Source organism: Methanohalophilus sp. WG1-DM (assembly GCF_004104135.1).
In the GTDB taxonomy this organism is placed as follows: domain Archaea; phylum Halobacteriota; class Methanosarcinia; order Methanosarcinales; family Methanosarcinaceae; genus Methanohalophilus; species Methanohalophilus euhalobius.
Genome location: NZ_RRBA01000021.1, coordinates 1 through 14,700, shown reverse-complemented (window position 1 = coordinate 14,700; position 14,700 = coordinate 1). Strand labels below are relative to the sequence as shown.

At 41.1% G+C, this 14,700-nt stretch carries 18 protein-coding genes; 12 read left to right on the top strand and 6 right to left on the bottom strand.

The genetic code is table 11. The annotated features are described in order from the left end of the window. The 6 genes from CI957_RS09990 to CI957_RS11125 form a co-directional block, all read left to right on the top strand. Positions 1–406, top strand: a 406-nt coding sequence (locus tag CI957_RS09990; RefSeq protein WP_128754611.1) for a monomethylamine:corrinoid methyltransferase, incomplete at its 5' end; no start/stop codon positions are given. Positions 407–504: 98 nt separating this feature from the next. Continuing rightward, a complete protein-coding gene (locus CI957_RS09985) occupies positions 505–1,287 on the top strand; it encodes a winged helix-turn-helix domain-containing protein (protein WP_128754779.1) in 783 nt (260 codons plus the stop codon). Between the two features lie 10 nt (positions 1,288–1,297). Continuing rightward, positions 1,298–2,119, top strand: a complete 822-nt coding sequence (locus CI957_RS09980) for a winged helix-turn-helix domain-containing protein (RefSeq protein ID WP_128754778.1) — start codon at positions 1,298–1,300, stop codon at positions 2,117–2,119. Further along, a complete protein-coding gene (locus CI957_RS09975) occupies positions 2,112–4,289 on the top strand; it encodes a histidine kinase dimerization/phosphoacceptor domain -containing protein (RefSeq protein ID WP_241646084.1) in 2,178 nt (725 codons plus the stop codon). Before CI957_RS09980 ends, CI957_RS09975 begins: the two co-directional genes overlap by 8 nt. 2 nt (positions 4,290–4,291) lie before the next feature. Then, a complete protein-coding gene (locus tag CI957_RS09970; RefSeq protein WP_096711261.1) occupies positions 4,292–4,681 on the top strand; it encodes a response regulator in 390 nt (129 codons plus the stop codon). Positions 4,682–4,766: 85 nt separating this feature from the next. Further along, positions 4,767–4,898, top strand: a complete 132-nt coding sequence (locus CI957_RS11125) for a hypothetical protein (RefSeq protein WP_277749696.1) — start codon at positions 4,767–4,769, stop codon at positions 4,896–4,898. Positions 4,899–4,910: 12 nt separating this feature from the next. Here the strand turns inward: CI957_RS11125 and CI957_RS09965 are convergent, their stop codons facing one another. The 3 genes from CI957_RS09965 to CI957_RS09955 all read right to left on the bottom strand — a co-directional run bounded on the left by CI957_RS09965 (position 4,911) and on the right by CI957_RS09955 (position 7,575). Continuing rightward, a complete protein-coding gene (locus tag CI957_RS09965; RefSeq protein ID WP_206631068.1) occupies positions 4,911–6,527 on the bottom strand; it encodes an AMP-binding protein in 1,617 nt (538 codons plus the stop codon). A gap of 61 nt (positions 6,528–6,588) precedes the next feature. Beyond that, positions 6,589–6,993, bottom strand: a complete 405-nt coding sequence (locus CI957_RS09960; protein WP_128754776.1) for a thioesterase family protein — start codon at positions 6,991–6,993, stop codon at positions 6,589–6,591. 9 nt (positions 6,994–7,002) lie between these two features. Beyond that, a complete protein-coding gene (locus CI957_RS09955; RefSeq protein ID WP_128754775.1) occupies positions 7,003–7,575 on the bottom strand; it encodes a helix-turn-helix domain-containing protein in 573 nt (190 codons plus the stop codon). 152 nt (positions 7,576–7,727) lie between these two features. Here CI957_RS09955 and CI957_RS09950 point away from each other — a divergent pair, with 152 nt between their 5' ends. The 4 genes from CI957_RS09950 (at position 7,728) to CI957_RS09935 (ending at position 10,764) form a co-directional block, all read left to right on the top strand. Next, the gene (locus CI957_RS09950; protein ID WP_105460164.1) at positions 7,728–8,204 is read left to right on the top strand and encodes a hypothetical protein; all 477 of its coding nucleotides are present in this window, start codon (positions 7,728–7,730) and stop codon (positions 8,202–8,204) included. 23 nt (positions 8,205–8,227) lie between these two features. Then, on the top strand, positions 8,228–9,388 hold the full coding sequence (locus tag CI957_RS09945) for a tRNA (guanine(10)-N(2))-dimethyltransferase (RefSeq protein ID WP_096711264.1): 1,161 nt from the start codon (positions 8,228–8,230) through the stop codon (positions 9,386–9,388). Between the two features lie 75 nt (positions 9,389–9,463). Continuing rightward, positions 9,464–10,051 carry a MarR family transcriptional regulator gene (locus tag CI957_RS09940; RefSeq protein WP_096711265.1) on the top strand — a complete coding sequence of 196 codons (588 nt, stop codon included), beginning with the start codon at positions 9,464–9,466 and terminating at the stop codon, positions 10,049–10,051. Between the two features lie 26 nt (positions 10,052–10,077). Further along, positions 10,078–10,764 carry a DUF2110 family protein gene (locus CI957_RS09935; RefSeq protein ID WP_096711266.1) on the top strand — a complete coding sequence of 229 codons (687 nt, stop codon included), beginning with the start codon at positions 10,078–10,080 and terminating at the stop codon, positions 10,762–10,764. On the opposite strand, the gene CI957_RS09930 is transcribed toward CI957_RS09935, so the two are convergent. Then, complete coding sequence (locus CI957_RS09930; protein WP_096711267.1) at positions 10,765–11,499, bottom strand: V4R domain-containing protein; 735 nt, start codon at positions 11,497–11,499, stop codon at positions 10,765–10,767. It lies immediately after the preceding gene. A gap of 89 nt (positions 11,500–11,588) precedes the next feature. On the opposite strand from CI957_RS09930, the gene CI957_RS09925 reads away from it, so the two are divergent. Beyond that, the gene (locus CI957_RS09925) at positions 11,589–12,611 is read left to right on the top strand and encodes a class I SAM-dependent methyltransferase family protein (protein ID WP_096711268.1); all 1,023 of its coding nucleotides are present in this window, start codon (positions 11,589–11,591) and stop codon (positions 12,609–12,611) included. A 10-nt stretch (positions 12,612–12,621) separates the two neighbouring features. On the opposite strand, the gene CI957_RS09920 is transcribed toward CI957_RS09925, so the two are convergent. Then, complete coding sequence (locus CI957_RS09920) at positions 12,622–13,095, bottom strand: DUF2124 domain-containing protein (RefSeq protein ID WP_128754774.1); 474 nt, start codon at positions 13,093–13,095, stop codon at positions 12,622–12,624. A gap of 26 nt (positions 13,096–13,121) precedes the next feature. Beyond that, positions 13,122–14,081, bottom strand: coding sequence for a methenyltetrahydromethanopterin cyclohydrolase (mch, locus tag CI957_RS09915; RefSeq protein WP_096711603.1), 960 nt, complete (start codon positions 14,079–14,081; stop codon positions 13,122–13,124). A gap of 445 nt (positions 14,082–14,526) precedes the next feature. Between mch and CI957_RS09910 the strand changes: the two genes are divergently transcribed. Beyond that, a partial coding sequence (locus CI957_RS09910) for a B12-binding domain-containing protein (RefSeq protein WP_206631069.1) occupies positions 14,527–14,700 on the top strand: 174 nt, incomplete at its 3' end.

Genomic DNA, 14,700 nt, shown 5'->3' with positions numbered 1-14,700 from the left:
GTTCACAGATCTGCTGTCCGGTAACCAGTACTATCCATGTGCAGGTCCATGTACCGAGATGTGCCTGCTTGAGGCTGCTGCCCAGTCCATGACCGATACGGCATCCGGTCGTGAGATCCTGTCCGGTGTTGCATCTGCAAAGGGGGTCATAACTGACAAGACTACCGGTATGGAAGCACGTATGATGGGAGAAGTCGCACGTGCAACCGCTGGTATGGATATCGATACTGTCAACCAGATTCTGGATAAACTTGTAGCAAGCTATGAAGGCGATTATGCCAACGCGCCTGCAGGCAAGACGTTCCAGGAATGTTATGATGTTGCAACCGTTACACCGACCGAGGAATACGTCAAGGTCTATGACGGGGCAAAGAAGAAACTCGAAGACCTGGGTCTGGTGTTCTGAGACCACTGGTCAAGATCGGTATATGATACCGATCTTGTTTTTCCCTTTTTTATACAGAAACTATTAATAATATACACTTCCATCAGCTATCCGATATAATGGGTTCTTCGCTAAGTGATACGGTTTGGCTTTCTGATAAGAGATTAAATCTCTTGCTTCTTTTAATGGAAGGTCCCAGGAACATCGATCAGATCAAGACATCTCTGAATGTGACTTCCAGGGGGATGATGCCCCAGATAAAAAAACTGAAAGAGAAGTACCTGATAGTTGAAGAGGGTGATCAATACTGTCTTTCCACGATTGGGGAATTAATTGTTGAGAAAATGCTTCCTCTCTTGAACACGATAGAGATGGTGAACAATGATAATGCCTATCTGGAAGAACATGACTTAAGTGAACTACCACCAAAATTATTTCGCAGGCTGTATGAACTTGGAAATTACCTTTTGATTGAACCAGACCTGAACCATACATTTGAAATTCCCCGGGAATTCACTGAAAACCTGCTCAAGTCCAAAAATATAAAATCGATAATCTCTTTTTACCGACCGGAATATCCTGATATTTATTGTGAATTAATGGAACATGCAGAAAGCATGTCATTGATTATGACACCACCGGTTTTTGAAAGAATGAAGCAGTCATGTAATTCTAAAATGATCCGGCTTATAAGGGCTCCTCATATCCATGCCTATATTTTCCCGGAAAATAGCAGACCTCCGGGCCTTGACACTTCAGAGCGGTTTACTTACATAAGTTTTCTTGATAAAAACGGCCGTTATGATCATAAAGATATAATGAGTTTTGACGAGAGTGCCCTTAAATGGGGAGATGAGCTTTTCGACTATTATTGCTCTCTTTGTGAAAAGATTGAAATTTGAAGGATATTAGATGACTCCACAGGAACTTATTGACACTATTTTTCTTTCCGACAAGAGAGAAAGATTCCTTTTGCTTTTGCTTGAAGGTCCCACTGATATAAAAAAAGTAAAAGAGCATCTAAATGTAACCTCTTCCTCCATTCTTCCTCAAATCAAAAAGTTACGGGAAAAAGGCCTTGTCTTCAAAGATGATGAGGGGATCTATGACCTTACAACTACCGGGCGCTTGATAGTTGAAAACCTGTCACCACTTGCATGTATGCTTGATGTTTTTGATTCAAAGGAGTATTACTGGGACACACGCGATATGGAGGCAATTCCCCGCCATTTGGTGGAAAATATAGGTCAGCTGGGTGAAGTTGAAGTTATTGAACCCGATCTTGACCACATGTATGATCTGCAACTGCAGTTACATTCAAATATGCTCAAATCCAATTATATTAAATGTCTGATTTCTTTTTTCCATCCTGATTATGTTGAATTTTTTAATTCCCTTTCTTCTGCAGGCAAGAATCTGGAATTGATTTTTACGGGTTCAGTAATGGAAAGAATACTGGCCGAATCGCCTTCAGATATACAAAAACTGATCGAGCAGGAAAATGTTGATATAAGGCTTTTCCGGGAAAACGACTACATTCCTTCATTGATTATTGGTGATGATTTTACTTACTTCTGTTTTTTCAATAAATCACACATGTATGACCACAGGGACATAATAAGTTTCACTGAGGGATCAATTGAATGGGGGACACAGCTATTTGTTTATTATCGTGACCTTTCTGTTCCTGTTTCCTCTGAGATGCTGTCTGAAATCATAAACGGAAGTGAGTGATTTGGCATGGAAAGACCTGTCACTGAGGTTTAAACTTGTTCTTTATATTGTGGTCAGTGTTTTTCTCATCCTGTCTATTTCATCTTCAATAGTCATATCAACGGTTACTTCACAGGAGGAACAGCTCGCTTATGACCAATCTGCTAAAATGGCACAAAGTTATGCCAACCAGTTCAATGCAGATATGAAGTCCAATATGGCTATTGCAAGGGATATAGCCACCACAATGGGTGCTATTCATGATTCTTCTACAAGAGAAGAAGCCAGTCATGTAGTACGCAGCATACTTGAGGATAATCCTCAGCTGATAGGAACTTATAGTGGCTTTGAGCCCGATGCTTTTGATGGAGAGGATGAACGTTACATAAATACCACAGCTCATGATGGGACGGGAAGGTTTCTTCCCTACTGGAACAGGATAGGGGGGGATATAGATGTTGAGCCACTTGTTGATTACAGTACATCAGATTATTACCAGTTACCAAAACGGACAAAGCAGGATGTATTAACCGAGCCCTATTTCTATCAGGGTGCTTTGATTGTGAGTTATGTCTCCCCGATAATTGAAAACGATAAATTCATAGGTATAGGCGGGGTGGATGTAGGTCTGGATTACGTAGATAATACGGTTAGTAGTGTAAAGGCGTTTGAGACCGGTTATCTGTTTATGGTAAGCAATACCGGTATTATTATTTCCCATCCCACAAATAAGGATTGGATTGGTTCCAAAAAACTCAGGGACTTTGATAATCCCGTCTTTCATGAGGTTGCCAGTGATATTGAAAAGGGCAAAAGTGGTTATGTCGATATCGTTGACCCGTCAAACGGGAAGGATGTGATACTCTTTTATGAACCCATTTCGACAGGCAATTATTCAATTCTTCTTTCTGTCCCGAAGGATGAGATTTTTGCAGGCGTAGCTTCCCTGCGGTCGGATCTGTTTACGATCTATACATTTTCTATCGTTTTTATGGGACTGATGGCATATCTTATCGCAGCTTCCTTTAACAATCGGATAAACGGGATTGTGGATGAGTTCAGGACAATTTCGGATTCAGCTCTGGAAGGTGACCTTGACATCAGGGCAAATACGGATGTAGACATTGATTTCAAGAAGATTCCGGAAGGACTCAATGAGGTGCTTGATAGCCTACAGGATGCAAACCGGTTGCGTGCAGAAATGGAAGATGTAGTAAACCGCAGCCCGGTCATCGTATTCAAGTGGAAGTCCCAGAAAAACTGGCCGGTAGAATTTGTATCCAGGAACATTTCCCAGTTTGGTTATACCCAGGATGAGTTTACGAAGGGCAACATTACCTATGCGGATATAGTAGTGCCTGAAGATCTTGGAAACGTTGAGCAGAATCTCCTTGAAGCAATTAACAGGGGTGATAAGGAATTTAATTATGAATATCGAATAATTACGAGGGATGGAGAGATCAAGTGGGTTGAGGAGAGAACTTTCATCGGTAACTTCTCTGCAAACCATTCAAATAAATTACAGGGAATCATTCTGGATATCAATGAACGTAAAAAGGCTGAAGAGGCTTTGAAGAAGATGGGAAAGATTCGAATTAAGGAGATTCATCACAGGATTAAAAATAATTTACAGGTTGTCTCCGGTCTTCTTTACCTTGAATCTCTCAATTTCAAATCGGATGAAGTTATGGAGGTCTTCAAGCAAAGTGAGAACAGGGTACGTTCAATTGCCCTGATCCATGAAAAGTTGTATCATTCAGAAAACCTCACCAGTCTTAATTTATCGGATTATATCGAAGATCTTGTTGAACACCTCATCAATTCCTATAATGTTGATGAGGAGATTATCAAAATTCATCTTAATATCGAGAATCTATACTTGGATATGGATTCTGCCGTACCTCTGGGCATTATTATCAATGAATTGACCTCAAATGCCCTGCAACATGCTTTTATTAAGGGTGAGAATGGGGAAATCAGCATTGACTTTTTTAAGTCTGCAGGTCAATTAATACTTAATGTTGAAGATTCAGGGGGTGCTTTCCCGGATGATATCGACTTCAGAAATACCGAATCACTGGGATTACAACTTGTTTCCAATCTCGTAAGCCAGATAGAAGGGGATATTGAACTTGATACTACAGATTACAGGACCTGTTTCAGGATTACTTTTAGGGATAAAGAGGTGTGATATTGAAAAAATCAAGAATACTGGTTGTAGAAGATGAAGCTATAGTGGCAATGGTTATAAAACGCCGTTTGCAAGACCTGGGTTATATTGTTTCAGGCGTTGCTTCTACGGGAAAGGATGCTATCACCAAGGTAGAAGGAACTTTCCCGGATTTGGTACTTATGGATATCAGGCTTAAAGGGGATATGGATGGTATTGAAGCAACCAAAACAATCAAAGATAGATTTTCTCTGCCGGTGGTTTATCTTACGGCTCATTCGGATGATGTAACTTTTAAGAAAGCCAAAGAAACAGATCCGGATGGATATATATTGAAACCTTTTACTGAAAAAGACCTGAGTACTACCATTGAGATCGCTCTTCACAAATTCCGAAAAGAAAAAGGGAATTGAGATAATTTACCTTTGTTCATACAAACTAATTAAGCAATGAACCAATCAATATTTCATGTCACTGACAGTACACTGATGGATATTGTTGAGCAGAGAGAAAAACCGACCCGACATTCCTGCCAATTTGAAAAGAAGCACAGATGAACTGATACATAGTGGCAGTGAATTTGCTAAAAAAACAACGGCGCTGGATTATGACATATCACTTCATGAGTAAAAAGAGCGAGAATTAAATCTGCTCTTCTCCATGTTTGCGCTTTTCAAGTAACTCAGTCGCTATCTCACGCAACTTGAATTTCTGGATTTTACCACTTGCTGTCATTGGGTATTCATCCACTATAAATACATGTTTTGGAACTTTGTACCGTGCAATTTTTTCCATACTGTACTCGCGTATGTCTTCCTCGCTCAGGTCAGTTCCTTCCTGAAGCATTACAAAAGCACCTACGATCTCACCGTACCTGTCATCAGGGATACCTACCACCTGTGCATCCCTGACACCGTCTATGGTGTACAGGAATTCTTCGATCTCTCTTGGGTATATATTTTCCCCGCCACGAATGATCATGTCCTTGATACGTCCGGTAATCTTGTAGTACCCATATTCATCTATGGTCCCCAGATCACCGCTGTGGAGCCATCCATCCCTGTCAATTGTCTCGGCTGTCTTTTCAGGCATTTTGTAGTAACCTTTCATTATATTGTAGCCGCGACAGCAGATTTCACCTTGTTGTCCGGGGCCGAGTTTTTCACCTGTATTCGGATCAACTATTTTGATTTCGATTTGTGGCATTGCTATACCTACGGTACTGACCCTCCTTTCAATGGTATCATCGGTACTGGTCTGGGTCATTACCGGAGAGGCTTCCGTGAGCCCGTAAGCAATTGTGATCTCATCGCAGTGCATATCTGAAATGACTTTTTTCATGGTTTCTTTGGGACACGGTGACCCTGCCATGATTCCTGTACGCAGGGATGACAGGTCGAACATATCGAACATTGGATGGTTGAGTTCTGCAATGAACATGGTAGGTACGCCATAAAGGGCCGTACATTTTTCCTTCTGGACTGCTGCGAGTACAAGAAGCGGATCAAATGCTTCAATCATAACCAGCGTTGCCCCGTGGCTCAGGGCCGCAAGTACGCCGAGCACAATCCCAAAACAGTGGAATAGGGGCACAGGCAGGCACAGGCGATCTTGATCTGTGAATTTTTGTTTTTCACCGATGTAATAACCGTTGTTGAGGATATTTTTATGGGTCAGCATTACTCCTTTTGGGAAACCGGTTGTACCGGAGGTGTACTGCATGTTGACCACATCATCAGCGGTAGTGGAAGCTTTTATTTTTGCAAGTTCGGAGTCAGGACAATGTTTTCCAAGCAGAAGCAATTCACGGGTATTGTACATGCCCCTGTGTTTTTCCTGTCCGATATAGATTACATGATTTAGCTCAGGGAATTCCTGGCTTGTAAGATTTCCTCTTTGCTGTGTTTTGAGTTCAGGCACAATGTCATAAACAGTCTGAACATAGTCCACATTCCTGAATCCATCGATTATAGCCAGTGCTTTCATATCTGAATGTTTTACCACATAAGCAAGTTCGTGGCTTCGGTATGAGGTATTTACAGTTACAAGGACTGCGCCGATTTTAGAAGTTGCAAACAGGAAAGTCAACCAGTCGGGTACATTGCGGGCCCATATGCCTATGTGGTCCCCCTTTTTAAGTCCCAGGGCAAGCAAACCTTTTGCCAGGTCATCCACACGCTCATTGAACTGACTGTAATTAAAACGAAGATTCCGGTCTGGATAAACCATAAAATCCTTTTGGGGATATTTTTTAACCATCTCTTCGAAGACATCTGTTATAGTCTCGTTTTCAAAACGAATAGTACCAGCTCCTTTATGTTTACTGTTCCTCTATCAGGTGTTCCTCGAGCCTTGCACGTATCTCAGGTGGAATTGGTAAAGACTTCTTTTCCATAAAATCATAATGTACAATTACTGCTTTGCCTTTTGCTTTTAATTCTCCTCTTTGCCAGGCTTCATGCCCGATTGTAAAAGAGGAATTACCAAGGCGGGCAATATAGGTACGTATTTCGACATCCCCGTCAAAATACATCTCTCCCAGGAAATCGAATTCTGTGCGAGCCATAATAAGCCGCCACTTTTCCGGAGTGAGATCCAGATCTGGAGTGAATATTCGGAATATAGGATTTCGCCCCTTTTCGAACCACTCGGGAATTACGGTATTATTTACATGACGAAGGCCGTCAACATCTCCAAAACGTGGGGTAACTGTTAGTGTGAACATAGGAATTCCTTAGTAGGGTGTGTATACAACTGCCATTATCTTTGCATCTTCATCTACTGCATGCAGGTCGTGGGGAACTACGGAATCGTAGTAGATACTGTCACCGGCTTCAAGATTGTATGTCTCTTTTCCGTAGAGAATCTCGATTTCACCTTCCAGCACATAAATAAATTCTTCTCCCTCATGGGATGATAGGGGGTGTTCTCCTTGTTGTGGATGTACATCAATTATGAAAGGCTCCATATGGCGGTCCTGTTTGTCAGCCGCTAATGAGTTGAATTCAAGTGAACTCTCTTTGCAATTGGAGCATTTGCCGGAAAAGCGGACAACATGTTTCGATTTGCCTGATTTTACAAACACCGGGCCGTTCTGGGGAGCATCATCAAGAAAGGTGCCAAGTCGGACACCCAGGGCTCTTGCAATGTTAAAAAGAGGTGTTAGTGAAGGAACAAGAGCTCCGTTTTCCAGTTTATCTATCAGTTCAACATCGTTGTTACTTGCTTTTGCCAGTTCTTCCTGTGACATCTCCCTGGATTGTCTGAGCTGGCTTATCTTTTCGCCGAGGGGGTTTTTTACAGACATTGATGCATTCTCCTTTTATACATTAATGAAAATGACCGCGGCACATATTGACATATATATTTAAATAGATATCTTTGATGTTTATTTATGCCGGAAAGTTTGATAAATGTAGAGATAATTATTATTTAACAAATAATTAGAGGAGTGGTCGAATGAAAAAAATAATCATACTTTTAATTGTAATATCCCTGCTGGGATTGGGCTGTACAACACAGGATACGACGGATCAGGATGAGCAGGTTCCAGTAAATGGTGAGGATAATCAGTCAGCTGAAGATAATCAGTCAGCTGAAGATATCCAGCCAGCTGAAGATGTGGATGAAGAAGATAATGTAAGTGAAGCCAATGATACGGAATTGGAGGAATATACTCCAAAGACTCACTATATATTGATAAACAGTTTTTATATTGGTTCTAAAGTACGAGAAATCAATAGAACAGACACAGTTGTGTGGAGAAACCAGAAAAAAGAACCTGGTGTATTTACACTGAAAAGTGAAGATGGTTTGTGGGAAGATCAGAGAATTCCTTATGGGAGGACTTTTAAGTATACTTTCAATGAAACAGGAAACTATTCATTTTACATACCTCCGTATTCTGGATTGAATATGACAATTATGGTTAAATAAAAAAACCATGTCATGTGGAAGACATGGAAACAAGAAAAATAACAGAAGGGACCACCGAAGTGGAGGTTCCTTCCGCTGCTATTGAAGACAAACTGCCTGTGAATTCACCGGTTTTCTATAATTCTCATATGGAACTTAACCGGGATATTACCGTGGCAGCAACTTCTGTTTTTGTTAAGGAAAATTTCGATTTTGAAGAAAGGCCACCTTCAGAGATCGATTATGTGGATGCAATGGCAGCCTCCGGCATCAGAGGGCTTCGCATAGCAAATGAGATAGGTCTCAGGACGACACTTAATGACTGGGATGCAGGGGCCTGTGATTTTATCAAGCAAAACATTAAACTCAATGACCTGTCCGATATTGCTGAAACATCCTGTAGAAATGCAAATACTCTCCTGCATGAAAAACGATTCAATATCGTGGACCTGGACCCTTTTGGAAGTCCTGCTCCCTATCTGGATGCGGCCAGTCGCTCTGCTGTAAACTTGCTGGAGGTTACAGCTACTGACACTGCTCCTCTTTGCGGAGCTCACCTGAATTCCGGTATTCGCAAGTACGCTGCAGTTGCACTTAACAATGAATATCACAGTGAAATGGGACTGAGGATACTGCTGGGGTCTATTGCCCGTCATCTGGCACGTCATGAGAAAGGAATGGAAGTATTGCTCTCTCACGCCACGCGTCATTATGTCAGGGCTTATGTAGGGATTAAAAGCGGGGCTAAGAACGCTGATCGGACACTTAAGGAGCTGGGTTATGTCACACATTGTGACAATTGCAGTTACCGTGAATGGAAAAAAGGCTACTCTGTTTTCATGGAACAAACCTGCCCGGAATGTGGGACTGAAATGAAATCAGGAGGTCTTCTCTGGCTTGGGAAATTACATGACAGTATTTTTTGTTCAAAGGTCATGGAAGAAATTGAAAAAAGACCCCTTGGCAAGAAGAAAAAAGCCTGTAAAATAATCCAGACCTGTCTGGATGAACTTGATATTCCTTTCTTTTATGATCAGCACAGGCTATGCAAACAGCTCTCTGTGGCAGCTCCACGTATTGAAAAGACCATTCAGGACCTGAGAGATAAGGGATATGCGGCCAGCAGGACACATTTCAGCGGGATGTCCTTTAAGACCGATGCCCCTCTAAATGTGATAAAGTCGATTCTCTCCAATATGTATTGATATATATACAACAAAAAGATATATATAAAGAATAGACGTTGAGATACCTCTCATGGTATTATCAGGTGATTTCTAATGTCCCGCGAAGAAGTAGAAAACCTGTTTCTTCAGGAAAAACCAACCCTTGCACTCCTTACTATATGGTCTCTTAGAAAGACGTATGCTTCTGTTATTACAAAACAAATAAATTCGACTTTTGCACATACTACAAAAATCCTTTCCAAGATGGCTGATATGGGACTTGTACAGTTTACAGCTGAAGGTAGGATAAAATATGTAGAACTGACAGAATATGGTGTAGATGTAGTAACAAATCTCAGGGATTTTATCATAACACTCGGGGAGAATCTTCCTGAAAAGTACAGGGAATTGGTAGCAACAGTTGAAGAGGAAGAGAGTGAAGGAACACAACTGAACAGGGAGTCCAAAGAAATATTGGAACGTATTAAAACATTAAGAAATAAGATAGAGGAAATCTATGGACAACTGGTAGAAGCAAATGCCAGTGAAGACCGGATTAAATTGAAACTGGGTCCTTTCAGCAGGGAAATACATATGATAGGGGATACAATTGAGAATTCAGAGGAACCTATACATGATGATGTTCTCATTGCTTATGGTAACACCAAAGATGTCTTCGATAAACTGCTGGGCAGAAAATAAATTTCTCTTCTTTTGTGCGGGATTATATGCAAACTGAATTGACAATAAAAGTGTATTCAAATACAGAACAGACCCTTGATGCAATTGCTGCAAAATTTGCAGATAACCTCAAGGATCTTGACATGAAATTGGAAATAGGTTTTTCCAAAAACAAGTGGGTTACTGTAGATGCGGATGGGGATGATGCGGAATTTGCGATTCATTTCCTGAAGGAAAAATATGGCACACCTGTATATGAACCTGTAGCAGGGAAAAAATACCGTGGTTACATACAATCCATAAAAGAAGATAAAATCGTTGTAGACATTGGTAAAAAAGTCCCTATCACTGCGAGCGGACTGAAAAATCTGGGCACAGGCAGTCCGGATCAGGTAGCAACTCGTTTTGGTCTTATTCCATATATGCCTGTTAAAGTGGAAATTCTCAATACAAACGCGGGTGAACAGGTGAGATTTACCGGCCAACAGGCTGATAAATTATGGGAATGGAAGAAAGCTTCCACGGACAGGATTATTGTAAATTCAGTTACACGTTCCCAGCTCAAGTCAGTGCTGAAAAAAACAGGCCACAGCAGGGATATTTATGGTACTGAAAGGTTGGGAATTATGGAACATTGCGTGATATGCAGGGAAACTACGGATGGGCCGGGTATTGTTGCAGAGATCGGTCCAAAACTCAATGCTGATATGGGTGTAATCCGTTCAGAAAAGTAATCATACCTTGATGAAAAGGCAATGGTTATCTCCTGTTGCATAACACTCTATTTCTTTTATTGATGGCCTCTCACCGGTGATCTTATGAAGGATACCTTCCAGCATTCCTTCATCAAAAGAGCATATTGGGTGACCAAGAACAGGCATTGACATACATTCAAAACAATCTTTTATTTTAATAGTAAGAGGCTCTGTATCTTCGATCTGTACTTTTCCCAGTTTATAGCATTTCCAGAAAGAGCGTATCTCTTCAAGGCTGTCAATAAAATCTCCTTGCTCAAAAGTATTTGCGATCTGTGTGCCGATGTCACTTCCTATGTGTTTGATTATAGGATTATGATCAATGCCCTGGGCTTCAAAGCCTGCTTTGAAAGCACAGAAAACGTTCTGGAAAAAATCAGTTTCACTGGAAAATGTGTTTGAGAAATTTTCCAGGCTGTGGTAGTAGTGAGTATCCAGTGGTTTTTGTGAACAAGCTACGTATTTTGAGGATAAACTATAATTCTTTTTTCGCCTATCCACCGCGTCTACTGATTCTCTCAATAGGTTTGCTCTTTTAAGGTCGTTAAGATGTACTGATACAGTGGATTTGGCTTTCCCTGTATTTTGGACAATTTCATCGAAAGAACATGGCCTTTTGTTCAGTAAATCCATTATATGCAATTTAACGGCACCGTTAATTGCAATGAAACCATTACTGGTAGCAAAAAGGGCCGTGCGGTTCGTTGTGTTCATCCAGATGAGCTATAAAGGGAGTGGAGTATATAAATGTTCGCTCCATTCCGAATGAATTTTATAACAAAACATACCTCTCAATGAGCTGAATGGAAGAAAATTTTGCAATTATAGTACCTGCCAGGGATACTGAAAAAGTAAGATTTGAATTACAATCCAGGGAGTTGCTGGATCGGAGCCGAAAATTCGTATCTCGCATTGTTGAAGGTGGAAGTTTTGTTGAAATTCCAGTCACAGATTTGGTAAGTGGCTATGAAATAAAACGTCAGGAACAACCGGAGTTCTACCGTCAGCAGATGAACCTGAAAGAGAGGCTTGCCGGTAAAATGAAACCGGAGGAACTGGAAGCAATTCCTTCTGGCTGGCAAATTCTTGGAAACATTATAGTAGTTACAATTCCTGATAAAATAATGCATAGGGGAGTAGAAATTGCTGAAGAATTACTGAATATGTATCCCTCCTGTGACACTGTTGTAAGGGATTTGGGTATCAATGGCAGTTTACGGCAACCAAAAAGACAGCTTGTGAGTGGTAATACCACAGAAACAATACACAAAGAGAATGGCTGTTATTTCAAACTTGATGTGACAGAGGTTATGTATTCCAAAGGTAACCTAAGGGAAAAAAACAGGATGAGTAAACTTGGAAATGGGGAAATTGTTGTTGATATGTTTGCTGGAATTGGTTATTTCACTCTCCCGATGGCAGTGCATTCCCAACCTGAAAAAATATACTCGATTGAGCTGAATCCGGTCTCATTTGGCTATCTCAGAGATAACGTAAGATTGAATAATGTACAACATATTGTACAACCCCTGCATGGCAACTGTGCTGAAGTAACACCTAAAGAAGTTGCTGATCGGGTAATCATGGGATATGTGGGAGGAACAGCGGATTATTTGCCTGCTGCAATCGGTGCATTAAGTGAAAAAGGGGGCATATTGCATTTTCATGAAGCACTGGCTGAAAATTTAATGTTTGATAGGCCAATCGGGCAGATTACAAAGGCAGCAAAAATGCAGGGGAGAAATGTGGAGATTATGGAGTGTCGCAGTATCAAAAAATATTCCCCGGGCGTCTGGCATGTTGTCGTGGACGCACGTATATGGTAAAGGAGATTTATCATGTTTTCTTCAGGGACACTGACATGTCCGAATCAATTATGCAATCGAAATCCAGAGCATCGGTCCATCCCTGTTTTTCAAATATTGACTGGAAACAGATGCCTATAAGCAGTTTCTTCTGAGACCCCTCATATATCGATTCAAGAGTCGTTTTCAATTCCTCCGGTTCCACTCCGATTTTGGGCATGGCAAGCCCCCCAAGCAGTACGACCGTATCAGCATGATAATTAATTGTATCACCGAGTTGCATTCCCATATCCGTGGGAATTAGTTGTTTTGCTTTTTCGATATCAGTATTGGCTACAAATCCCATCTGCCTGGAACTTTTACGCAGGGAATAAGCGGCAATTTCTGCAAAAGGAGTACAAAACCCCGGAGTTCCAATAAAAATGATTTTTTGCGATTCTTTGGCCAGAGATGCAAAACTTTTCAACAATGCACCTATTCCTTCGGATTTTTCAATTATTTCCACTTAGATCACCAAAATTAAAAGGAGGATTATACCTCCTTGATTCCAAAGGATTCGAGCAGGATACCGGGATTGATACGTCCTGCGGTGTATGATTTTTTAGATGCAACATCGTTTACGGTAATTCTTGCCGGGGCGAACATGCCTGCATCTACTTTGAAGAAGTCGAATTCTGCTTCCTTGAATGTTGTATAGAAAGGTTTACCAAAGTCTCTGGAAGTTGTGGATGGTGTCTTTTTGACATATTCCTCAAGGTCATCCTGTCCGTAGTCTACTGTGTAGTAGGTCTCCCCGCAGTAGATTACGCAGTCATTGGTTGAACCCATGCATTTTGTATCGTCACCAACAATAGGTGCTATTGGTGCCACACCGAAACCACTCTTAATTGTATTGATATCGAAACCCACGGATTCCATTTTGTGGATGCCTGTCTCCACAATACGGGCAGAGATCTGGACAGAACCTGCAATGGATGCAGTAGGTGCCACTGCGATATAGACATTTTCCGGGTCAACACTGCAGTGTTTGGCGATATATTCTACGACTTCCTCGTCCGGGAGTTTGCCGGATTCCATTACAAGCACAGCAGCTTCGGCATCATCCTTGTAATCGATTTCCTGGTAAAGTTCCTTTGGCTTGAGTCCGAGGGCACGTGCAGGACCTGAACCCATTCCGAAATACTTGCCAACGGAAATTCTCCAACCCGCATACTGGGAACCCATGCAAGCGACTGTGGGATAATCGGTTACGATCTGAATTGCAGGCACCGGGAGTCCGTCAAGGTCGAATTTGGTGTAGGTAATTTCTGCAAGATCGGCAAGACAGAGGCGTGAGAGATACATACCTGCGTCATAGCCACCCTTGGCATTGACTCCACAATCAAATATTGTGGCGCCATTTTCGAGCTGTTTGGATTCAACATTAATCTCATCTTCCCAGTCCAGCATTTCATCAATTATTGCAAGTCCCTTTTCATTAACACTAATCACATTATCACCAGTAGATATTTTCATTAATTTACCCTATACTTTTAGATTACTTTGCTGTAAATCTAACAAGTACAAATGATACAGTTAGAACGATACATATTCGTTTCGGTTTTATGGTTAATTGATTGTCTATTATGGTGTTGTACCCAATCCCAGTTTATACTTAATTTCCTGAAATTACATATTGGAAATGTTGGTTAAAATCCGACTTTTATAGTGAAATGGCTGTAACTTAGTTTTCAAAAAACGTTGTCGATTTTGATGCCATAATCGCTTTGTTTACGTCTGTCCTTTTGAATTGCTTTTTGAATTTTTGAGGTATCTACCATTTTTATGCGGATTGAAAAAACGTGGTCGGCTAGGTTATATAAAATTGCTTTTTAAGTTCATTGTAACAGCAGCCTATGATATGACAGCTGCTGTACAGTTAAATATAGGTGATTTAATGGGAAAACAGGAAATGTATGATAAACTCAGAGATGCGATTGTCAACCAGGACATCAATGGTACTGGTCCCCTCGTCCAGGAAGCCCTGGATGCAGGTTTAACTCCTTTCGAGATCATCAATGATGGTCTGTCTGTGGGTATGAAGATCATCGGTGACAAATTCGAAGCCGCC